Source organism: Pseudoalteromonas byunsanensis, from assembly GCF_001854475.1.
GTDB classification, from domain to species: domain Bacteria; phylum Pseudomonadota; class Gammaproteobacteria; order Enterobacterales; family Alteromonadaceae; genus Pseudoalteromonas; species Pseudoalteromonas byunsanensis.
In genome coordinates this window covers 402,942-423,214 of sequence record NZ_MNAN01000034.1, presented here as the reverse complement: position 1 = coordinate 423,214, position 20,273 = coordinate 402,942, and the positions used below count along the sequence as shown (strand labels likewise).

Sequence of the window (20,273 nt, the reverse complement as noted above, 5' to 3'; positions counted from 1 at the left end):
ATCAGATGATGAAAAACAGTTTTATTACAATCGCATTTTTCGCTATGGCTGCATCAGCAACGGTTGCATCCACAACGGCTCGGGCTTCTGAAGTATTCACGACTCTTGATGCGGACAAAGACGGTGCAATCAGCTTAAGCGAGTCAAAAGCGCTACCAAGTTTGATGGCTCATTTTAAAGATTTAGACACCGATGCAAACGGCTCATTAAGCGCTGAAGAGTTCGCGAACTTCAAGAGCGAGTAAGGCTTTACAGTTCCTCAATATCACGCCCAGATAAGCGTATTACGAGATAAAAATATAAAATTGGAGTACAACATGAAACTTACACACGTTTTTACCCTAACGTCAGCTTCTTTGATCAGCACCGTTGCTTTTGCAGCAGATTTAACATTTCAAACGCTAGACAGCAACAATGATGGCGTGATCAGCCCAACAGAAGCACAGGTTTCTGAAGAGCTTGCTAAGCAGTACAGAGAATTGGACAGCAATAAAGATAACGAGCTAACCCCTGTAGAATTTGCACAATTCAAAAAGTAGGAGCGGTGATTATGAACGTACTTAAAACACTCTTTGCATCAATGGTAATAATGAGCAGCGCAGCAGCAGTGGCTGCAACGGCAACCTTTGCAGATTTGGATGCTGACAAAGATGGTGTGATCAGCAAAAGCGAAGCGTCTGCATCAGAAAGCTTAATGAAAGTGTTCAACGAGTTGGACTCAAACCAAGACGGGGAACTGTCAGAGGACGAATTTAACAAGTAATCCCTAGAAGAGTTTAATCTCGTCCCAAAGCCTGGCCTAGCCAGGCTTTTTTGCATTTGTGAAAGCGGCGTTATACATCATCGGATTGAGAGCAGTATATAGGTTGCCCATGGCCGTGGCTGGGGTGTCGCCAGCCACTTTGGTGTTGACTTGTGTCACGGCATCGGTGATTTGACCGTTAACTGGGGTTGGTGTTGCCATAATGACTGCCCTTTTACGTTGCGCTATTTAAAGCTGAGAACGCAAACATGTATTGGCGTGTGTGGTTATCTCAGCCTTACTAGTAACGAATTAGTATAACGCAAATAGCAAAGGGAAAAGGTGTCTAACACTTCACGGCATGACAACAATTCACAGCGCGGGTTTGAGCAGGGGCTGTTTGTACCACTGAAAGTCATGTTTCCTGATGTTGATATTCCCTGCGTATAGTTATCACGAGGCAGTTCATTGAATGGCAAAAAATATTTGGTCATAGGTAGGGCTCAGGTGGCGTTGAATTGGAATAACATGCTTATTATAGGCTAAATGCCATTCACTTAAGAGATCCTGACCTTCGTCAGGAAGGCACATGTGTATTTGGGCAATGCCGTGTTCCTAATTGGTCTGCTCTATCTGAGCTTGGTTTATCATTTTGAATTTGTTTCGTTACTCTGAATTTGTTGCAATACCAGAGGATATCAACAACTACAATGCCTTGATAAGAAAGTTAGAAGTCTATCAATTTGGCTTAAATACGAGTGCCTGAACGACACTGACACAACGTGTTTATCTGAAAAAGCCCGTCTGCTTTATCCGCGTTTTTGAGCGTTAGTTCAGCCACTACAGTGTTGGTTTGTTGCTATTTAGCAACAAACTGTTTTGAGCCAATAAAAAGCGAGCTGAATTCTTTCAGATGTTGTTGCCTAACAGACTTAGCATTTTGTACCACCCCCAGATTCTTTACGCGTGCTGTCACGGTTTGAAGTTGTATATTTGGTCATTCAAGTGTTGGCTTGTTGCCAAAAAGCAACACGCTAACTGATTGAAAACTAAATAGCCTTATCATCATGGATAAAAAGCTGTTGCAAAATAGCAACAGCGCCCTTAAACCTACCCTGAACTAAAGTGCCATAAAAATCATAACTTATTGTAAATAAATGTTTTTTAAAGTTTGGTATCAAAGTTGGAATAGTTAGTCTGAACGCATTACCGCTCAACAGTACTGCTACGGTACGAGCGCTTAAATAAACACAAGGAAGCTAACTATGAAAAACATCATTATTGCTACATCACTGACTTTGATCTCTTCAGTATCTTTGCTGGCACAGGCAGGCAGCAGTTTTGAGGCGCTAGATACTGATGGTAACGGCGCTATCAGTCTAAGCGAATCAAAAGCGCTCCCTAAGCTAATGGCGCAATTTAAAGATTTAGACACGGACGCAAACGGAGAGCTTTCTAAATCTGAGTACGAGAAGTTCTCAGGCTAACTTGTAAACGCCGGGGTGAGCTCCGATGGGGCTCACCGAGCGAATATAAGGAAGCACAGTATTGAATACCCCAACCATATTGATATTCGCTACAGTCATAGCGCTTTTTCCTCGGTCGCAATAGCTATGGGGTTATCATTTCATGAACTTGATGTTGATGATAATGGACTTATTACGCCGCCCGAGACAGAAATATCAAGCGCGCTGATTGAGCAATTTGCAAAGCTAGATTGCGACAAAAGCGATACTTCGAGCCCAAGAGAATTTGCTCGGTTTAAGCAATAGGAGTTATGTATGCACAGTATTAAAACCCTTTTCGGTAGCTTGCTGATTTTAAGCAGCAGCGCAGCCTTGGCCGCCAATTTTAGCGATTTTGATAAAAATCAAGATGGCTTGATAAGCAAAGATGAAGCGGCTGTATCTCAGGCACTGAGTGATATTTTTGACGCGCTAGATGCTAATAAAGACGGCAAGCTAAACGAAACTGAATTTAGTCACTATTAATTAGCAGCAGATAAATGCAATTGCAATTTAAGGAGAGAATGATGAAAAAACTAAACGCACTGATAACTACAGTGGCCATAATGGCCAGTGGTGCAGTGATGGCTGGTAGCTTTAGCGATTACGATCTCGATAAAGATGGCGCTATCAGTAAAAGCGAGGCGGCCGTGTCAGAGCAGCTCATTAAAGTATTTGATGACTTGGACATCAATAAAGATGGCCAGCTATCAAAGCAGGAATTCAACAAGTAATCATACACAGCTCGCTTCTTGACCCATCAAGCCCAGAATTCTGGGCTTTTTCATTAAAAGCGATAGGTTAGGTTAAGGCTGGCCTGAAACTGATTTAATACATCGCCATCAAAGTGCCAGCCGCAGATGTCGGCTGTTGAGGCATCATTGTCACAGCTGATCTTTGAGCTATTTTTGATGATTGTGGCAACCCACCTTAGCTCTGAGCCTACGCTCAAACCACCCGCAAGCTTATAATCAAGACCTACAAACAGACCCGAGGCAAAGAATGTATCCTTCTCTACAAAGTTTGTTGTAATGTAATTTGCCCCTAACTGTGCTCCAGCATAGGTTGACAGGTTTTCTGTGACCGGTCTATACACCGCACTTTGAAACAGCAACAGCTCAGAGTCTATCTTCTGCTCGGAGTTACTTTCTAACTCACCGCCAAAAAAGCTGTAGTACAAGCCATATTTAGTATCATCCATATGTCTGTCGACACTGATAGCAAAATGGGCATCGTCAGCAATTTCGTGTTCTAGACCTTTGCTGGTGGTGAGCGATTGGCTATAGGTTTGACCCGCATAGGCTGTTACACCGATATCAGCAAAACTTGGCGCAGAAATAAGCGCAGCACTTACTAATGTAGCACAGAGTAATTTATTCATAGGATTTCCTTTTCATGTGGCCTCACAAACGCAAAGACCACTCATAACACTTGAAACATTAGGCCAATTTTACATTAAATGTCAGATATATAAACCTTGCTGATTAATCGTTTGCTCGGTGAGCGGTTCTGCCAACCAACCGAGCTTTACAGGTGTGTCGTACAAGCGTGGATTGCCCAATTGCGGCCAGATATGACAAAGGCCAGGAACGAATACTTTGGCTGTGCTGAGTGGTATGTCGTTACGGCTATAATCTAGCGCCAATGTTTTCATGCCTAACGTACCCAAGTGTTCGACGATGTTAATGATGTCTTCTTTTATATCAATGCTGGGAGATATAGCATAGTTTGCTTTGCTCGCATGGCGAGAAGGCCACAAGAATGAGTCATCTTTGATATCGTTAAAGTCAAACGGCGCGCTGTTTTGATCACGAATAGGAATTAATTGGCATAGCTCGGTTAAGGCACGCTGTGCAGCCATTTCGGGCTTTAAGTGGCAACCAAACCCAAATGTCCAGCCGTCTGTCTCTTTATTTCTGCCTATTGCAGCCATCACTGGCACCGATGTATCAACAGTTAGATCTAGCACCCAATAATCATGCTTGTGTGAAATAGTCTGGTGCAATGGTGCTAAGTATTCGGGATCAATTAGGGTAATATCGAATGATGGCATTGGCAGCTTGTTATACCACCAAATTGCTGTGGCATCTCGTTCTATTAGTTCAAAAAGAGCTTGGAGTATTGCTTCTTCAACATTATTACCTGCGGCACAGCCATTTGAATGCCATTTCCCGAACCTGTCTTCTAGATATGGCGTATTTGCGTAACAGCATACAGTCGGCACATACACTTTTTCATTGCTTGATAGTGACCACAGTTCAGTCCAGTTTATCGGTGAGTTATCATAGGGCTGCGCTGCCTGAATTCGAGTTGAGTCTAGGTGGTTTGTGTTTTGAAACTGAGCGTATTGCTTTTCACTATATGGCAGAAGAGTATTAAATTGATAACTCAATGCATCCAATTGATGTGGGCTTGCATAAATAGACTTTTCTGTACCAGTAAACTGAGCATTTCTTCGCTCTATTGCTTCACACAATGCGCTTGCTTTAGATTGTACATGCGTCACCCCTTTACCGAGACAAGTTTGCACAAAACTGCCTTCATTGAGCTTAATATTCTCTTGCATAGGAGGACATTTAAAAAAGCCAGTTCTGTAAATTTTAACTGGTTGGTTTAATGTACTTTCAAGCGTTGTTAGATGGTTAATACAGCCCGTCAAAGGGCTCACAAAAGGCAGTAGTTTTGCTACGGTTTCCTCAGCTTGTACTGTCCTTGAGCCGCCATCTTTGTTGTAGTTTGCAATTTGTGACTTTAAAGTAAGTGTTGATTTTATACCGTTTTGCTCGTTTTTGTTTAGGTCAGGATTGAGAGCATGTCTATTAATTACCTCTTTTGCTAACTGGTACTCAACTAGGTAAGGGCTGGCTGCATTAGTTTGTGATGTAGCTAAATCGATTACGGTATTCACCTGCGCTGATGTTAATTGGTCAATAAAACTCAGGTTAGGAGTCGGTCTTGTATATGTTTTTTGTTGAAGCTGACTCACAAATTTAAGCACAGGCTTGTTTCGCATCAAAGATGATTGCAATGCACATAAATCCACCACGCTGTTAAGTAAATTGGAAATTTGCAGCGTGCCTTGTCTCAGTTCGATAATGATGCAAGGCAACGTGGTTTGTTCAAAAATACTCCGTAATCTGCAATCGAGCATGTCGGTTGTAATAACTAAGTTTGAACGAAGTTGAGCGTTAACAATCAGCTGTTCAAACCCATGAAGCAGTGGCTTGATATACGACTCATCAATGCAAGAATAAGTATTAGGTAATACTTTTCTAAGTTTCATGCACATGTTGTTGTTTTTAGACCCGCTATGTTGTTGTGTTAAAAATACATGGTGGGTTAAAAAATGAGTTACAACCTGCGCAAACCGTGCAAACACTTTTGGGCTTTGTGCCAGCTTTTCTATGTCATCAATCGAACGAGTACCATCGATCCAATTAAACAAAGGAAAAGCCTCATTACTAAACAAGACCTCTTGCTCAGGTGACACTACCACCAAATCGTCATTCGGTAGTGTGAATATGTCCAAGTTAGGTAGCCAGTGGAGCGCTTTTGAAGTATCTAAATTCATAATCCAAATAAAGCTTTTGGGTTGTTTTCTAAAATATCGCGAATTTGCTCAGTCGATAGTATTGGCATTTCATCTTGAATGCTGGCTAAGTCGAAGTGCAAGTGGTCGGGATGTGGGTAATCACTGCCAAAGATCAGTTTTTGGTGGCCAATTATATTGAGAGTATCAGCAATAGGCTCCCCAATTTCTAAACCAACCCAACAATGCCTTTTAAAATACTCTGACGGAAGCATTTTGATGTTGTTTTTCGTCAAACTTGGAAACTCGTTGTAACAAATGTTATCTAGCCGCCACAGCCAATGAGCAACCCAAGAGCAGCCAGCTTCTAAAAATGCAGTTTTCAAGTTTGGATTGCGCTCAAAAACTCCTGACTCTAGTAAGTCAATAAACGCCATTTGAGCTTCCATTGGATGAGAACAAGCATGCAGAGAAAAGCGAGTGTTGAACCTTTCCATACCTACTGTTTGTCCTTGCAAATGTGTGCCGCCATGAAAGGTAACCACGATATCAAGCTCTGCACATGTTGCCCAAAACGCTTCGTTATCAGGATGACCTAAATTCTTCCCCATTATTGGCTCAGGCCGTAATACAACGGCTTTCCAGCCTAGTAAGGCGACTTCTTTAACTTGCTCAACCAAGGTGCTGCTATCGTGGCGGCTAATAAGAGCAACTGGGAACAAACGCTCAGTACTATAGCTACAATAGTCCTGCAACCAGTTATTATACGCCTTGGCGTAAGCTAGAGATGTATGCGAGTCAACGTGTTGGTGATTCACGATGTAATTGGCAAACGTAGGAAAAATAAGCGCTTGTGCAACACTTGTTTCATCCATTGAAGCTACTTGATCGACAGGGTTAGTTGCTGACTTTCTTTCTTTTATGCTTTGAGCATTTACAAGCGCTGACGCAACTTGCTGATCAATATCCCAGTTACTTAAAATTGGCTTTTCACCAATTAAGTAAGTTGGAGGAATTGAAATATCTGGGTAGCCATTCAACACCCTTTGCTTTTGCGCCTCAGGGTTATCAAACGACAATGAAATTTTTTTTATTTTTTCGTCTTTAGGTAGATAGTCATCCCACATCTGAAGTGGTTCGATAACATGTCTATCACAGTCGATGATGTTAAAGTTATTGTTTTGCATAAATAGTTGGGCAAATGTTTGGGTTATCTAAGTTACGGGCGTATCCATAGGTATCCTTTTCGAGGATGACTTGTGAGAAATCGGAAAGCAAACCTACAGCAATAGCTAATCTGGCGTTTGGGGTTTTATTTTCCTCACTACCATGAATCGTTTTATAACTGTGAAAAAATATGTCACCAACCGAAGCGTCAGACACAGTTTCATGCCAGCGAAAGTTAGCGCTTGTGTTATTTAAAATATGCTCCCTTTGGGCTTTCAAGTTGCTTTGCTCTGCCCCTATTAAATGGACAATACTGTCGCTAATTTCATGAGATTTAGAAACATAAATCAAACTGCCAGAATCAACGGGTATGTCATTTAGCGGTATCCAAGCTGTTAGTACATCTTTTTCAAAGCACTCTATGTATTGAAAATCTGTGTGGAAGCCAACTCCAGAGTTGGCGCTATATGGTGGCTTTATATATAGCTGACTTCCCCATACTTGGATTCTTTTACTATTGGTGAGCTTTGCTGCGATTTCACCTACGCTTGAGCTTTTTAGAAGATTCAGAATAGGCAATGACATAGTATGAGGGTTGATTGCTCTGACAAGCTGGCTTTTGTTAAAAGCAGTTGGGTTACTTGCCATTCTCTGTTGAGCTTTTTGCATAATTTCTAATGCACTTTTATGAGCGCTTGTAATTATTTTTTGATCAAGTACTTGTAGATGTTTAGAGTAACCAAGTTCGTTAAAGGAATTCTTCATATAGTTATTGTAATGCAATGAGGGTGATTAGTACCCTCATGCTTCCTTTGAAAAATTAAGAGCAAGAAAACGGCAGAATCGAACCGTCTTGGTTATAGTTGGCTAGAGCCATTGGCAATAAGTCGCTTTGCTTATCTTGCTCGTTAGATGGTGCTTCGGGATACGCTAAACAGATAATATTATCTGGTATGTAGTCTTTATCAATATCACCAGACTCTAAAGTGAAGTTTTTATCATAGCGGAACATAATATTCATGTTCCAAGGGTTTTTAAAGTCAAGCCATTTTGAAAGTACTGGTGATTTGTCTGATACATAACCTTCAACATCTAAGCGCCCGTCCTCTCCCTCTGGAGTCAGTTCATTCCTAAACTCTTCAGATCTCCAATAAAGAGCTACAGCTTCCATTACAACGGCGGAAAAATGCCTCATAGTCTCGTCTGTGTACCCAACCATATCAACATCATATAAGTTAGTTAGTCGTGAATACTCAGATAGTGGAGCTGAGTCTTTATCTTTTAGCGCTGCAATACAACGATGTTCTTCGCTTAACGTATCGTATGTCAATTTAGCATCAATTGGTGTTTTAATTAATCCATAAAAAGTTGGGAAAACATTGTAATAGCGAGCTAGTAGTTCTGCTGACTTCTCTCTGTCATCAGGAATCTTAGGAATATTTAGGATAATTCCGCTATTGTCGCCAAGCCATTTATGTCCATCTACAGGATTCCAAACTAATTTTGGATATCTAAATTGTATAGCTAGGTTTTTCCAAGGGTTGAAAAACCTAGTGCTTTCAGATGCTGGGTTTTCTTGTAAAAAATTAAGTAATCCTTTGCCTTGACTGCTTTGTGCAGAGGTGAACTTTTCCTTGTACTCTTCATCATACCAAGACCTTGCGATAGCACCGATAAAAGCTGAGCGAAAGCTCAAGTATTGTTTTTCATTATTTTCAGACATGATAATTCCCAATTACAAAGTTAATGTTAACAAGAGGATACAAAGTCAAAAAAGGCTAGTTCACCCATGTCTTTGCACCAATCTATCGTTTCCTTTTTAATTTTTAAGTAGTTCTCGCTATCGTTACACGACTTATAGGTTTTACACAAAATTGCATTGTATAGAGAGTGAAGGTAGGTTTGATCCGTTTCTTTTCTAGATTTGTAGAAGTTAAGTTGGAACTCAACATCATTTTCTACCCACGCAGAGACTGCTTTAGAAAACTGGTATAAGTATTCATATTCAGGATGCTCGGAATAAAACTCCCTGTGCGTACCTTCATTTTCGATAACATCTTCTTTGTTGTCTTCAAGTGCATACAACATCATTTGATACGTATAAACAAGAGCAAGAGAAAGGCCTTTGTCTACTTTATGTGCCCAATCGAGCGCTTCATTTGTACATTCACGTGCGAGTAAAAAGTCGCCTTGAACACACAGTGCTAGTGACTTATTTATTAATGCATGACATTTCGGATCTACGCCATTTTTTTGATATATATCGAGATCTGATTTTTCACAGTATAACTCTAGCGCCTCATTATAAGCATCTAGAGAACGGGAAATTTCTCCATCGGTTGTTAAACACAAACCTAACAAAGGAAGGCTTTCAACTAGTCTTTGCCTTGATTGTTCCTTTCTGGCTGACGATACCAATGATTCAGCCATTTCAAGCGCAGCAGCTCTTTTTGAACAAACATGTGCTATCTGAGCTTTGTTCCAAAGAGCCGAATGGACTTCATCTTTTTGAGTATTGTTGCATTCTTGAGGAATTATTTTTGTTAAATCATCAACTCGCTGCGACACAACTTTAAGCTCTTTACTTGCGTAACCGTAAATGGCCATTAATAGAGGCCTTGAAAGGCTTAGAATGTTGTATTCATTCTCGTTTTTTTGAGTCTTATCGTCTATTTTTTCATTGAGAGCTAGCAAATTTTTTAAGTAGTTCTCTACATCATGTGAGAGATCAAACTTAACTACATTTTTGAAATATCTCAGACCATATTTTACAGCTTCGCTATAATGTTGAGCCTTTTCATAGTGTTTAGCTATTAGACCTGCAATTGTAAGCCCTAAGTTTGTTTTTTGTTCGACCAAGCAAGTGGCTATACTATAATGATTTTTCAGCTCACTCTCTGGGCTTTGGCTCTCATACGCCGCATCCCTCACCAAGGCGTGTTTAAAGATATAGCTGTCGTTTTCGACTCTGCGCTGGTGGATGATTAAATCATTGGCAACTAGCTCGTTTAAGTCGTTTTGTACTTGGTTTTCGCTCAGCGGTGAGGCGGCTACCAGTAGATCGTATTCAAATTCACGGCCGATGGTGGCGGCCAGTTGTGCGGTTTCTTTGGCGTACTGTAGGCCATCTAGCTTTTGTTGTAGCGACTCGCGTAAGCTGGTGGGTACTTGATCGAGTTTGTCAGGGTTTACAAAGTCAATCTGTCCGTCATTGTCAGCAACCAAACCTTTTTGTTTTAGCATCCCCACTAATTCTTCGATAAACAGTGGGATACCGTCGGTGCGGCTCACTAATACATCTAATACGTTACGCGCCACGTTGCGGCCATCGAACAGTTTAACAATAAAGTCTTCGGTGGCTTGCTCAGTCAGCTTTTGTAGGTTCACTTCCATCAGCGTTAAATCATGTAACTGACTAGGAACTTTCTGTCTTGAAGTACTCAGCAGTACGTGTCCGCCAGTGAGCTTTTGCGCAAAGTGGTGAATAAACTCAAGGGTTGAGCTGTCAGCCCAGTGAATATCTTCAACTATGTATAGTTTGAATTCATTCAAACTATGTTGATTGGCTAAAAGTAGGGCGCTTAAGCCGTTGTACAGTAGCTCTTTTTGCGCATCGGGTGCTAATGCCGATGGTTGCAGTTCTTCTGCTAAGTCGATGTTGAGCCACACTAATAAGATAGGCAAAGCTTGTTCAATATTTAATGTGCTATCTTGTTCACTTAAATGCTTAGTAAACAGTGAAGTAGCCGCTTTAGCATCGAGGTTTGAGGTGTTAAATAGGTAGCGCACTAACGTCAAAATAGGGTAAAGCGCGTTGTTTTGATGTTCAGGTAAACACTGCGCAACCAAATGCTGGAACTGTGGTGAATTAGCGCGAATTTCTTGCAGTAACCGCGATTTACCAATTCCGGCTTCACCATGAATGTGCGCAATACGAGTATTATCAGCCTGCGTTTTAATCATCGACAGGGTTTGTTCAAGCTCATGATGACGACCAATCAATTCATGGCTACTTCTCGTGCCACGCATAAAACCAAAGGCTTCTACACGTCGCTCACCTACTAAATTATAGACGCTGATAGGTTCAAATATGGGTCCAAATTGGCTTTGTCCGTATGAGGTAAACTCTGAGTAAGAGTCCAAAATAGCGCGTGATTCAGCGGTACACAAAATTTGTTTCTCACCCGCTTCACGAGCAAGGGCTACGGCGATATTGGCGTTGTGGCCTTCGGGAATCGCATTGGCATAGGTAACAAATACCCCTGTGTGCATACCCAAGTGGACATTGATAGCCACATTATGTGCTTCATGCATTAGGGCGTTACGTTTGCTTAGCTCACTGACCATTTCAAGGGCGGTACGCGCACACAAGCGGGTGTCGTTATCGCTGGCAACTGGGTAGCCGTAGTAAAACAAGCAAGTATCAGCCAAATTACCAACGTGATAGGCCCCATAACGGGTGGCGATATCAATTAGGTTATTACGTTGTGACTTGTAAACGGTGTCGATAACGTCATAGTCTTTTTCACTGTTGTTCAGTGCTTTAACGCTGAGTCTTACAGCGAGTACGGTCAGTTGTTTGCGCTCGGTCAGCGCCGTGTATTCTTGCACCGCTCTATGGTTAGGGTCGTCGTCACGAATAAGTATCGTCGTGTCATCAAAACCGTGTTGTGCCTGTACGTCCGCCAGCACCCCAACAAGATTTGAGACATTCATTTTCGACAGCTCTGAATAGATCTCAGCGCCTGTGATCACTCGCTCAGTGGCGTTTTTATGAAGTACCCTACGTAATAACTCAGACAGCGGGTGGCCTAGCAATGCACTGGGGATCGGAATATGTACATCACTTAATTGTTTGTGGTAAATCGACGCAATACTGTTACCGGTTACGGCGGGTAGACCAGTTAAGCACTCCAAAAATACCAAGCCCCATACATATAAATCAGACTTGGCAGAAGCAGGCTCACCACGCAGTTGTTCTGGCGCGCTATACGAGGGGGTGCCGAGCGTTTCTTGTGTGAGTGTTAAGGTATTAAAATCTGGCTGGCGATTCTCAGTTACCAAAGTACCGATACCAAAATCAAGGATCTTGGCGTAGGTTTTGGCACCTGATTTGGTCAACATGATGTTTGCAGGCTTAATATCGCGGTGAATAATGCCCTTACTATGCGCGTGGATCAGCGCATCTAGCACTTGTAACATGACATCGGTGGCAACGACTGAGTCAAGCGCATGTTCTGTGGTTAGGTACTCTCTAAGCGATACACCTTCTACATATTCAAACACGCCAAATAGAATACCTTCGTTTACCTGACCTCTATCGAGCAAGCGCACTATGTGTGGGTGTTGTAGCTGGCTACTAAGTTCTGTTTCGCGTTTGAAGCGCTCTATGTAACGTTGTTTTTTTTGTTCTTCACAGTGGGGTTCAAGAGCGAGAAACTTAATAGCAACGAGTTGATTGGTGTTTCTATGTTTAGCTTTAAAGACCTTACCGAAACCACCTTCACCAATTTTGTGAATGAGTTCATAGTGTTCAGAATTAAAGCTTGAGGTGATAAATTCATCTGAAAACTGAGTGAGCGACATAGCCTAATTGTTCCAATAAATTTTATTTGTAACCAGATCCTTTGAATAACTTCCTAGTTACAGTTCGATTTTTTTTCTTCTAGACAAGAAATCTTCGCTCTTCCGTGCACTTGTCTTAAGCCTGTCAGTATAGCCTACCTTATTGGTTTGTTTTTAGGGAACTAAAATTATATTTTTATTAAATTTGGGAACGGCAAGTAGTGAGAATGTCTACTTACCGTAATCTACATTGCTACTTTAAGGTGATATTTATGTTGTCTAAAGTGGTATGTGAGATGGCATAGGTACGGCTACCCGCTGCATAGCGGCTGTCAGTGCTGCCGTAGCGGCGACGTTCAAACTCAAAGTTGACGGTACAATCATAGTTACTGTTTAACTTTTCATTTTTGAACAGCTCAAGGGCCTCAAAATCAATCGATTTTTTACCATCATCCTCAACATCACTAAGAATATGAGAGCTGCTAATCTCTTCGTCGCCGTTTTTACACTCGCTGGAAATGGTGATTTTTAATGTTTCATCGTCTGCTGGAGAGCCTGCCTTTATCCAGCGTAGATCCAATATTTCATCTACTGGAAAGGTCTGCTCAGCTTGAGGGGCTAGGATATCGATTGCTTGTGGCAAGGTTACAGAACTTTTTAGCGTAACTTTGTCTTCAGAGCGATATAGCTTTACTTCGTACAGTGTATCTTCTGCATAGGTTGGCAATGTTGCACGATAGTCTATGTCAAAAAAATCAGCGTCTTTTTCCATATCTTTGCTGGTGTTATTAACGGTGACAAACAACTTGTCGCCTTGAACCAGATTGAGATTGTTACCATTGCGGCTACTTACATTGAGCTCTGCAATCACACGACTGTCATTGCCATTAGTTGTAACGTAAATATCTGACCAAATGGCTTCTGTTTTTACATCGTTTGAATCGGTTGTTTCTGTCGAACAAGCTGTTGCGATCAGACAGCATAAAGCAATACCAGTAAGCTTAAAGTGGCGCATCGAATATCCTTAATAAGAATGTACACAAGAAATGATTGCTAATATTAGCTAAGCTTTTATGTATATAAAATAGCAACTAACATTTATTAACAAATTAATACAAGTCAGTTTGTTGAGTCGATTTTAACGTTAATTTGACTGGCTTTAAGTGAGCATGAAAGTGCTTTAAGGTGATTGTTTAGCAATTCTAGTGCTTGATTAAGTTCGCTTTTTGTAAGTGGCTCAGAGCAATAGAGTTGCACATTTAGCGTGGTACTGAGCTTTTTCATGGAGCCTGTGTGACTTAAGTAACAAAAATGTGGACTCAATGCCTTTAAGTTTTCACACGCGAGTGTGAGCAGTTTGATTAGCTCTTTTTCTAGGCGCTTCTCAGTTTTGGTCATCGCTTTTTACTCAGCTGCAGCGTAAATCCAACATTGTTTGCCAGAGGCAAGCCTGGCCGACACACGAAGATATTCATCTACTTCATAATTGTCAGCGTGTGCTAGTTCATCATCGGTGATCAGAAACACCGTGCCTTCGACTTTATCATTTGCGCTGCCTGTACGAATTAAAATGGGGTGTATATCTTTACCACTGCTGGCAATCACTGCTGCGTCGGTGATTTTTACTTCTGCAATACGGTAGCCAAGCAAAGTGTCACTTTCGCCTTCTAATAGGCGACCAAAGGTGTCTAGTTGCACTTGTGATTGCTGTAATGTGCCGTATGAAAATAATGCTTCCATGTTTGTTTCTTGTCGCCTAAATTGGACCAAAACTATAACAAAAATATCGGTATTAAAATAGGTTAGATGTCCTTTGGTCTGCCAACATCACCTTGACTGTAGTCACAGACACCATCAACAAAAATTGTTTTAAGAGCAATAATCTCTCTTTCGGTGATGTCTGTGCCGTACATCCCCTTGCTAACAGCGCTATCGACATCCATGAGGGCACATTTAAATATGTCTCCGGCCCAAGGCGCACCGGCTTCGATACGGCTGGTGCTATACATCGGAAAGCGAGACTGACAGGCCCCATCGGCTTGTTGGTTCCACTGACCATTAAATACCTCAGCCCCTTTGGCAAAAACACTGCCATCGGCGTTAAAGCAGGTGTCCTGTAACTCATCGGGTTTGGCGGCGATAATGCCCTCGGAGGTAGATTGCTTGATATTGAGCAGCCACTTATCCATCATGGCAAACGCCTGTGTGGTTGGATCATGGTCTTTGTGTGCTACCCAGATCACGTGATTTTGATGATGTCCCTGAGATTTTTCAATCCGTAGTCGGCTGTAAAAAGACGCAGACATATGATGCATATCCAAGTCATTTTCTAAATAGTGGCGGGCATCTATTATGGGTAGGTGAACCTGACCGATGAATACTTGACCCGAGCGGTATGCCGCTTCCATGGCTTGCAAAGAACCGTGATGGCGACTCGCCGAATAGGTACCTGATTCTGTAATGTTATCGCTTCCCCATAGTGATAACCATAGGGGGATTTGGGTGCCCAAAGGCGTAACAATATGCTCGCGATGCATTTCGTTTTGATATTTCCAAGCGCCGATGTTTTTATTGATATCCAAAAACTCTGCCATGGTAATTTTCTTGTCCAGCAGCGCTTTTAAGCCATACTGAACCCCAACATTGTCCCAAGTGCTCTGGCCGAATCCATGAGCATCTGTGCCAAACACATGTTGCATGTCTTGCCAATAGCTCCAGTTTGTTTGCTCGACAACGGGTTTTGCGAAGAACTGGCGTAAAAAGCCCTGTTTGGGATTGTTAATAAAGGCAGAGAGGCCGAAGTAGCCGTTGATACATTCGCTGTTACCCTCTGGAAATGAAGGCACGAAGCCCGCCATCAATTGGTTGAGCGGTTGTAAAAAACCGGCACGCTGCGGAAAGTCGTTGATGGCATTCATGCCTTCAATCAGGCGTCTACGTTCCCAATCGCGCCATGATTTTCGATTTTTTGCTCTAAAGGTAAAGTAGTTGTTCAGCAGGTCACAATCCAACGCGTAGGTGGTTTGGGTGATCATATCAGGGTAGCTGTACAGGGGAATTAACCCATCTAAAATACCCGTACTGTTTTGGCCTATCAGGTACTGAGCCAAGCCTCCGCCAGAACCACCAATACCCACGGTATAAATGGGTTCTCCGTATAGGCTAGTAAATTGTTTTTTTACCCGTCTGGCTGTGTCTTCGGCGAGTAACATGTTGTATGTGTAGCTGGTTTTATTGCCACTTGAGCTGACTACGGCATAGCCGTCCAATAATTGCTGCGCTTGGCGCTTCATTACTTTCCAAGCGCTTTGCCTGCCTTGACGATAGCCGATACCTGAACCACCGTTAAACTGATAAATAAGGCGCTGATTCCATTGTGACTTAGCTAATCTATCACCGATCTCTTGAGGTGAAATGGGCATGATTAACGTATAGATAAAGCGATTGATGGTGCCTTGTTCAACTCTAAATAGTTTATCCGTGCTGGTTGCTAGTTTTTCATTTGAAATTGGGTAAGGCTGTAAGTTTTCATCAATGGCAAAGTAAGACAGACGAGATTGTACACCACAGTCTTTACTATATCCGATCACCTTATTTTGTTTATTATAAACGGGCACACCATAGCCTTGTTGATTGTCGATTTCTGGTTGGCCAAGCCCTGAGTCTAAGGTCATGCAAAAAAAGGGGTATTGATTGGGGCCTGAGTAGAGGTTTTGGCTTGGTCCAACTTCACCAAGTAAAATGGGGAAATTATATGTTTCAGTAGGACGGGCAACGGCTGATATATGAGGGTGAAAATCTAGCAGTTGGTTGCTAGCAGCTGGAGAGGTCGCTTTTACCTGTCGATGTGTATACTCGTCTTGTGTGATCATCGGCCATGTTATGAGTAAGGCTACGACGCCTACAAGTAACGTCAAGCATGCAGCTATCCACTTGAAGTATTTTCTCATAAATCACCTATAACTTATTACCTATTACTTTAAGTTTAGGGCAGCAACATTCATGGCGTTGTTATCACTTTGTGAAAAGCTGATAAGCTAATGAAGCATGGCAAGATTTATTTTTTATGCTCAGCCTTGTTAAGACAATCGCAGTGAGGGGGCTAAACCTTTTGTATTAGTCTTGAGCTAACGCAAAGCACTGTTAGGCACTGACGACCCTATTTCGGCCACCTCTTTTTGCCTGATACAGTGCTTTATCGGCCCTCTTTAGCGCCTGCTCGTAGGAGTCATCTTGGTTCGAAACTTCGGTAACGCCAATGCTAATAGATATGTTTACGGGAATGTTTTCTTGAGTATGTAACTGGTGGTTGTGCAAAAATGCTTGTTCAACAGCAACTCTTAATCGTTCAGCGGTCGTGTTGGCTTGGTCCAAGTTAAGGTGTGGTAGAACAATAACAAATTCATCACCACCAAAGCGACAGGTGATGTCAGTTTGGCGCAAAGATTCCTGACAAATTTGTGCGATTTTGCAGATCGCTTGATCTCCTGCATGGTGTCCACAGGAGTCATTGAGTAATTTGAGGTGATCTAAGTCGAACATTAAAATAGACACGGCGTAGCCATGCCTTTTGAACGCGTTGAAGTGATAGCTCAGCTCTCGCTCTAGTCGACGGCGGTTGAACAGTCCGGTGAGTTGGTCGGTATCGCTTTGTTGTCGCAGCCTCGTTTCAAGTTCATGTCGTTGTGAGATGTTGCTAGCTACCCAAAGTACAACACCTTCCTCATCTATTTTGAAATCAAGCGCTTTGATACGCCCTTCAAACCAAATTGGCTCCACAGGACCTTCATCAGAGAGGCCTTTAACATCTTTATTGCTCAGTTCATATTCTTCGATGAGCAGCTCTTTCGAATCTAATGCGCGTTCAATGGTGGCAATAAACCAGTTTGCTTTTTCTGGTTTAACTAGGTCACTGATGTACTGACCGATTAAACTAGTGCCATCATGGTAATAGCGCACATCTTGACCGCCATAGATAGCCACATATTTGCCACTGCGAGAAATTAAAAAGGCTGGATCGGGCAATGCCGCAAGTACTGCGGTCATCATCTCAGCGTCTAACATTTCACTCCTCAGAGTACTACTACAAAAACCTCACCCTTTATTATTGTATATCACGCAATAAAAACAGCAACATTGCGTTGCTAATTTTGGGGTGTTTAGTGAGAGTAGATAGGTATTTTCAGTCGCCTATGCTTTATTACTGCGCGTTTAATAGCAAAAATAGCGCATCAAAATAACGGTCGTTATCATGGCCGTGATTGCGTGTTGCCATCATAACAAAGTCCACAAAATCGGTATTATTGGCGGTGATTCGTGTTGACACATTTTCCCATTGCGTACTTAGCGAGGTAAGTATTTGGCTGTGTTCTATTGGCTCTCTAAAGGCATCAAACAGTGACAATCCGATAGCAGGGCTGGTCATTGCTGCTGTGGTTTTTCAGCTGCTCCACATACTGATAGTGAATAACACGTGCTTCATGAATATGTTTCCTTAGTTAGTAAAAGCAAAGCTGCGTTGCAGGCCAAGATTAAAGAATGATGTATACAATGCGAGTCTGCCGTGTATTTAAATTTGATAGAAAATACCACGATTAGCTTTGGTCAGCGTATTTGGCTCTTACTAAGGCAACATAGTGCTCGAGGTTTTTGTTTGTGTTGGTGGCAAATGGGATGGTTGTTGCGGTGAGGTCTAACATTCGATCTAGTCGAAATTCTCTATAATCGTTTCGTAGTTGGCAATATGCCACTAACGTCCACTTTCCCCCCCAATAAACCATTCCTAAAGGTTCGATGGTACGCAGGCTTTGTGCATTATTGGCATCTTGATATTGTAATTTTACACAGTAATTGGCGTTGATGGCGTCACGTAACAACGCACTGAAAGCTTGCTGTTTCGCACCATGGTTAAAACTGGCGACAAGGTAGGGGGAGTATTCGCTTTGCTGTTTTAGCTGGCTAGGTAAAACTGCTTCGATTTTTTCCATTGCGGCTTTTGCGTGGCCGCTTAGTGTTGGGTCGGTCCATGCACTGACCATTTTACTGCCAAGTAACAAAGCGGTGAGTTCATCAAGGCTAAACATCATAGGGGGAAGAGGGTGGTCGTGTATGATATAGCCAATTCCCGCCTCACCAAAAATAGGAAGCCCCGAGCTTTGCAGGCTTTCTATGTCTCGGTAAATAGTACGTTCAGATACCTCAAAACGCTCAGCTAGCTGCTTAGCTGTGATAGCCAGTCGCCTCCCTTTAAGAAGGTTCACTAACTGAAAAAGTCGATCTGATTTATGCATGCGAACGTACGTTATTTGAAACCGCTAAACTAGGCAGCTTAACCAGTACAGGCACTTTGTGCAATGATCATATTGTGCGTCATAACCACTGAATCTTTGTCGATAAGAGCCAAAAAGTCCATACACGCGGCAGAGTTGTTAAATGCCTCAGCGGTTCGTTTTGAGTCTTCCATAGATTGCCAGTAGATCACATCAATATAACCATGATTGTCAGGCTGCTTAGCAAGTGAGCGATACAGTAGTCCTGGCTGCTCAGCGATAAACGCCTGAAATGCTTCGTTTAGTGGGAGAAAGTCCTGCTCACTTACACCAGGAGCCAATTTAAATTTAACAATTTCAACGACATTTTGTGACATTATGATTTCCTTACAGGGTTGTTTGAGTCGTTAAGTAGTAAATCATGAATGGGTGTCAGGGAATGTCAGTAGTGTGAAATGCTGACCATTAAGCCTGCACTGCACAATTTTATTGTAGCGGGTAAGTTAAGCATAAAATTTTGGCTTGTGGAGCTTTGAACGTTTTTTAAACTTGTTCTTAGCAGTGTTAGCTATGGTTCACTATTGGGTAAGTAAACAGCGCCAAATGCACAAAATTAATTAAAAAGTGCGTAATAACTGCCCAGTATAATTTCCCAGTAAACGCATACACCGCGCCGTATAAAAAACCGGCAATACTTGCAACCAACATATACTCCACTGAGCTTGAAAAATGCGCCAAGCCAAATAGGAGGCTGGAAATGATAAGCGCCTGATATCCCATGAAATACTGGTCAGAGTGTTGAATGTATGGGTTAAAGGTTAAACAACAGGCTCAAACTATAATGCTAAGGGCTCGCCTTTTAAAAGTCATTTGGAATGTGAGGCCGCAAGTATTAAAGGTAGATATTCATAGTTTGGGGAAATGATGTAGAGAAAACCCATTCCAAGAACATACAGCGCACGGTGTACGGAAGCCTGGTTACGGATCCGGAGCACTTATCGCCCATTCTCAATTAGCAAGATTAGGAAAAAGTATAAACAAATCAATGTGCGACTTGCGTCGCACATTTTTGTTTGTTAAAGTGCGACGCATGTCACATAAGGAGGTTGTTATGATGAAACCAAACAGTACAGAACTGGAAATATTAAAATTACTCTGGCGCTCGCAGCCAAGAACCGCAAAAGAAATACATGAAGTAATAGAGAGCAAGTTTCATTGGTCCTATTCCTCAACCCGCAAAACATTGGAGCGCATGGGTGAAAAAGGACTGTTGCTTGTAGGTGAGCAGGGTAATCGAAAATCATATCAAGCCAAAGTAGATAAGGTTGCCACACTTGCATTGTATGCGCAGGAGTTTGCAAAAAACGTATTTGAATTGGATGGTCCGTTGCCTGTTACTTTGTTTGCAGATAGCCGATTGATTGAAAAAGAAGAACTAAGTGAACTTGAAGACCTACTAGAATCGTTGTCGGTACAGGATAAAAAGGGAAGTTAGT

General features: G+C 42.1%; 24 protein-coding genes. 8 read left to right on the top strand and 16 right to left on the bottom strand.

Features of this window, described 5'->3' with window-relative positions; all coding sequences use genetic code 11:
* The first annotated feature begins 5 nt into the window (after positions 1-5).
* From BIW53_RS16140 to BIW53_RS16130, 3 genes are all read left to right on the top strand, one after another.
* Positions 6-245: an EF-hand domain-containing protein gene (locus BIW53_RS16140; RefSeq protein WP_245699458.1), complete on the top strand. Its 240-nt coding sequence runs from the start codon at positions 6-8 to the stop codon at positions 243-245.
* A 72-nt stretch (positions 246-317) separates the two neighbouring features.
* Complete coding sequence (locus BIW53_RS16135) at positions 318-539, top strand: EF-hand domain-containing protein (RefSeq protein WP_070993055.1); 222 nt, start codon at positions 318-320, stop codon at positions 537-539.
* Positions 540-550: 11 nt separating this feature from the next.
* Positions 551-763 carry a hypothetical protein gene (locus BIW53_RS16130; protein WP_070993054.1) on the top strand — a complete coding sequence of 71 codons (213 nt, stop codon included), beginning with the start codon at positions 551-553 and terminating at the stop codon, positions 761-763.
* A 36-nt stretch (positions 764-799) separates the two neighbouring features.
* Here the strand turns inward: BIW53_RS16130 and BIW53_RS20580 are convergent, their stop codons facing one another.
* Positions 800-964, bottom strand: a complete 165-nt coding sequence (locus BIW53_RS20580; protein WP_084228201.1) for a RebB family R body protein — start codon at positions 962-964, stop codon at positions 800-802.
* 1,043 nt (positions 965-2,007) lie between these two features.
* Here BIW53_RS20580 and BIW53_RS16125 point away from each other — a divergent pair.
* From BIW53_RS16125 to BIW53_RS16110, 4 genes are all read left to right on the top strand, one after another.
* Positions 2,008-2,229: an EF-hand domain-containing protein gene (locus BIW53_RS16125; RefSeq protein WP_070993053.1), complete on the top strand. Its 222-nt coding sequence runs from the start codon at positions 2,008-2,010 to the stop codon at positions 2,227-2,229.
* A gap of 126 nt (positions 2,230-2,355) precedes the next feature.
* Complete coding sequence (locus BIW53_RS20735; protein ID WP_245699455.1) at positions 2,356-2,514, top strand: calmodulin; 159 nt, start codon at positions 2,356-2,358, stop codon at positions 2,512-2,514.
* A 9-nt stretch (positions 2,515-2,523) separates the two neighbouring features.
* Positions 2,524-2,733 carry an EF-hand domain-containing protein gene (locus tag BIW53_RS16115; protein ID WP_070993052.1) on the top strand — a complete coding sequence of 70 codons (210 nt, stop codon included), beginning with the start codon at positions 2,524-2,526 and terminating at the stop codon, positions 2,731-2,733.
* Between the two features lie 41 nt (positions 2,734-2,774).
* The gene (locus BIW53_RS16110; protein ID WP_070993051.1) at positions 2,775-2,981 is read left to right on the top strand and encodes a calmodulin; all 207 of its coding nucleotides are present in this window, start codon (positions 2,775-2,777) and stop codon (positions 2,979-2,981) included.
* A 53-nt stretch (positions 2,982-3,034) separates the two neighbouring features.
* Here the strand turns inward: BIW53_RS16110 and BIW53_RS16105 are convergent, their stop codons facing one another.
* The 15 genes from BIW53_RS16105 to BIW53_RS21305 form a co-directional block, all read right to left on the bottom strand.
* Positions 3,035-3,628, bottom strand: coding sequence for an outer membrane beta-barrel protein (locus BIW53_RS16105; RefSeq protein ID WP_070993050.1), 594 nt, complete (start codon positions 3,626-3,628; stop codon positions 3,035-3,037).
* 81 nt (positions 3,629-3,709) lie between these two features.
* Entirely contained in the window at positions 3,710-5,818 is a 2,109-nt protein-coding gene (locus BIW53_RS16100) for a YcaO-like family protein (RefSeq protein ID WP_070993049.1), read from the bottom strand.
* Positions 5,815-6,963 (bottom strand): amidohydrolase family protein, encoded by a 1,149-nt coding sequence (locus BIW53_RS16095; RefSeq protein WP_070993048.1) that lies wholly within the window; start codon positions 6,961-6,963, stop codon positions 5,815-5,817. Before BIW53_RS16095 ends, BIW53_RS16100 begins: the two co-directional genes overlap by 4 nt.
* Positions 6,950-7,708: a phytanoyl-CoA dioxygenase family protein gene (locus BIW53_RS16090; protein WP_139158869.1), complete on the bottom strand. Its 759-nt coding sequence runs from the start codon at positions 7,706-7,708 to the stop codon at positions 6,950-6,952. The genes BIW53_RS16095 and BIW53_RS16090 overlap by 14 nt, the downstream gene beginning before the upstream one ends.
* A gap of 55 nt (positions 7,709-7,763) precedes the next feature.
* Positions 7,764-8,666: a BMA_0021/BMA_0022 family TOMM bacteriocin gene (locus BIW53_RS16085; RefSeq protein WP_070993046.1), complete on the bottom strand. Its 903-nt coding sequence runs from the start codon at positions 8,664-8,666 to the stop codon at positions 7,764-7,766.
* 26 nt (positions 8,667-8,692) lie between these two features.
* Entirely contained in the window at positions 8,693-12,529 is a 3,837-nt protein-coding gene (locus BIW53_RS16080; RefSeq protein ID WP_070993045.1) for a TOMM system kinase/cyclase fusion protein, read from the bottom strand.
* A gap of 232 nt (positions 12,530-12,761) precedes the next feature.
* Entirely contained in the window at positions 12,762-13,523 is a 762-nt protein-coding gene (locus tag BIW53_RS16075; protein ID WP_070993044.1) for a hypothetical protein, read from the bottom strand.
* A 104-nt stretch (positions 13,524-13,627) separates the two neighbouring features.
* Positions 13,628-13,906 (bottom strand): hypothetical protein, encoded by a 279-nt coding sequence (locus BIW53_RS16070; RefSeq protein ID WP_070993043.1) that lies wholly within the window; start codon positions 13,904-13,906, stop codon positions 13,628-13,630.
* Positions 13,907-13,912: 6 nt separating this feature from the next.
* A complete protein-coding gene (locus BIW53_RS16065; RefSeq protein ID WP_070993042.1) occupies positions 13,913-14,248 on the bottom strand; it encodes a gamma-glutamylcyclotransferase family protein in 336 nt (111 codons plus the stop codon).
* A 62-nt stretch (positions 14,249-14,310) separates the two neighbouring features.
* A complete protein-coding gene (locus tag BIW53_RS16060; RefSeq protein WP_070993041.1) occupies positions 14,311-16,458 on the bottom strand; it encodes a DUF6351 family protein in 2,148 nt (715 codons plus the stop codon).
* Between the two features lie 193 nt (positions 16,459-16,651).
* Positions 16,652-17,572, bottom strand: a complete 921-nt coding sequence (locus BIW53_RS16055) for a GGDEF domain-containing protein (RefSeq protein WP_070993040.1) — start codon at positions 17,570-17,572, stop codon at positions 16,652-16,654.
* Between the two features lie 136 nt (positions 17,573-17,708).
* Positions 17,709-17,933 carry a hypothetical protein gene (locus tag BIW53_RS16050; RefSeq protein ID WP_070993039.1) on the bottom strand — a complete coding sequence of 75 codons (225 nt, stop codon included), beginning with the start codon at positions 17,931-17,933 and terminating at the stop codon, positions 17,709-17,711.
* Positions 17,934-18,102: 169 nt separating this feature from the next.
* Positions 18,103-18,798 (bottom strand): helix-turn-helix transcriptional regulator, encoded by a 696-nt coding sequence (locus tag BIW53_RS16045; protein WP_070993038.1) that lies wholly within the window; start codon positions 18,796-18,798, stop codon positions 18,103-18,105.
* Between the two features lie 38 nt (positions 18,799-18,836).
* Positions 18,837-19,154, bottom strand: coding sequence for an antibiotic biosynthesis monooxygenase family protein (locus BIW53_RS16040; protein ID WP_070993037.1), 318 nt, complete (start codon positions 19,152-19,154; stop codon positions 18,837-18,839).
* A 187-nt stretch (positions 19,155-19,341) separates the two neighbouring features.
* The gene (locus BIW53_RS21305; protein WP_084228199.1) at positions 19,342-19,557 is read right to left on the bottom strand and encodes a CPBP family glutamic-type intramembrane protease; all 216 of its coding nucleotides are present in this window, start codon (positions 19,555-19,557) and stop codon (positions 19,342-19,344) included.
* A gap of 334 nt (positions 19,558-19,891) precedes the next feature.
* On the opposite strand from BIW53_RS21305, the gene BIW53_RS16035 reads away from it, so the two are divergent.
* The gene (locus BIW53_RS16035; protein WP_070993084.1) at positions 19,892-20,272 is read left to right on the top strand and encodes a BlaI/MecI/CopY family transcriptional regulator; all 381 of its coding nucleotides are present in this window, start codon (positions 19,892-19,894) and stop codon (positions 20,270-20,272) included.
* Position 20,273: the final 1 nt, after the last annotated feature.

Excerpts from the sequence above, each read along its gene's own strand:
- BIW53_RS16140 (WP_245699458.1), top strand. The coding sequence starts at position 6 with ATGATGAAAAACAGTTTTATTACAATCGCATTTTTCGCTATGGCTGCA.
- BIW53_RS16135 (WP_070993055.1), top strand. The coding sequence starts at position 318 with ATGAAACTTACACACGTTTTTACCCTAACGTCAGCTTCTTTGATCAGC.
- BIW53_RS16130 (WP_070993054.1), top strand. The coding sequence starts at position 551 with ATGAACGTACTTAAAACACTCTTTGCATCAATGGTAATAATGAGCAGC.
- BIW53_RS20580 (WP_084228201.1), bottom strand. The coding sequence starts at position 964 with ATGGCAACACCAACCCCAGTTAACGGTCAAATCACCGATGCCGTGACA.
- BIW53_RS16125 (WP_070993053.1), top strand. The coding sequence starts at position 2,008 with ATGAAAAACATCATTATTGCTACATCACTGACTTTGATCTCTTCAGTA.
- BIW53_RS20735 (WP_245699455.1), top strand. The coding sequence starts at position 2,356 with ATGGGGTTATCATTTCATGAACTTGATGTTGATGATAATGGACTTATT.
- BIW53_RS16115 (WP_070993052.1), top strand. The coding sequence starts at position 2,524 with ATGCACAGTATTAAAACCCTTTTCGGTAGCTTGCTGATTTTAAGCAGC.
- BIW53_RS16110 (WP_070993051.1), top strand. The coding sequence starts at position 2,775 with ATGAAAAAACTAAACGCACTGATAACTACAGTGGCCATAATGGCCAGT.
- BIW53_RS16105 (WP_070993050.1), bottom strand. The coding sequence starts at position 3,628 with ATGAATAAATTACTCTGTGCTACATTAGTAAGTGCTGCGCTTATTTCT.
- BIW53_RS16100 (WP_070993049.1), bottom strand. The coding sequence starts at position 5,818 with ATGAATTTAGATACTTCAAAAGCGCTCCACTGGCTACCTAACTTGGAC.
- BIW53_RS16095 (WP_070993048.1), bottom strand. The coding sequence starts at position 6,963 with ATGCAAAACAATAACTTTAACATCATCGACTGTGATAGACATGTTATC.
- BIW53_RS16090 (WP_139158869.1), bottom strand. The coding sequence starts at position 7,708 with ATGAAGAATTCCTTTAACGAACTTGGTTACTCTAAACATCTACAAGTA.
- BIW53_RS16085 (WP_070993046.1), bottom strand. The coding sequence starts at position 8,666 with ATGTCTGAAAATAATGAAAAACAATACTTGAGCTTTCGCTCAGCTTTT.
- BIW53_RS16080 (WP_070993045.1), bottom strand. The coding sequence starts at position 12,529 with ATGTCGCTCACTCAGTTTTCAGATGAATTTATCACCTCAAGCTTTAAT.
- BIW53_RS16075 (WP_070993044.1), bottom strand. The coding sequence starts at position 13,523 with ATGCGCCACTTTAAGCTTACTGGTATTGCTTTATGCTGTCTGATCGCA.
- BIW53_RS16070 (WP_070993043.1), bottom strand. The coding sequence starts at position 13,906 with ATGACCAAAACTGAGAAGCGCCTAGAAAAAGAGCTAATCAAACTGCTC.
- BIW53_RS16065 (WP_070993042.1), bottom strand. The coding sequence starts at position 14,248 with ATGGAAGCATTATTTTCATACGGCACATTACAGCAATCACAAGTGCAA.
- BIW53_RS16060 (WP_070993041.1), bottom strand. The coding sequence starts at position 16,458 with ATGAGAAAATACTTCAAGTGGATAGCTGCATGCTTGACGTTACTTGTA.
- BIW53_RS16055 (WP_070993040.1), bottom strand. The coding sequence starts at position 17,572 with ATGTTAGACGCTGAGATGATGACCGCAGTACTTGCGGCATTGCCCGAT.
- BIW53_RS16050 (WP_070993039.1), bottom strand. The coding sequence starts at position 17,933 with ATGACCAGCCCTGCTATCGGATTGTCACTGTTTGATGCCTTTAGAGAG.
- BIW53_RS16045 (WP_070993038.1), bottom strand. The coding sequence starts at position 18,798 with ATGCATAAATCAGATCGACTTTTTCAGTTAGTGAACCTTCTTAAAGGG.
- BIW53_RS16040 (WP_070993037.1), bottom strand. The coding sequence starts at position 19,154 with ATGTCACAAAATGTCGTTGAAATTGTTAAATTTAAATTGGCTCCTGGT.
- BIW53_RS21305 (WP_084228199.1), bottom strand. The coding sequence starts at position 19,557 with ATGGGATATCAGGCGCTTATCATTTCCAGCCTCCTATTTGGCTTGGCG.
- BIW53_RS16035 (WP_070993084.1), top strand. The coding sequence starts at position 19,892 with ATGAAACCAAACAGTACAGAACTGGAAATATTAAAATTACTCTGGCGC.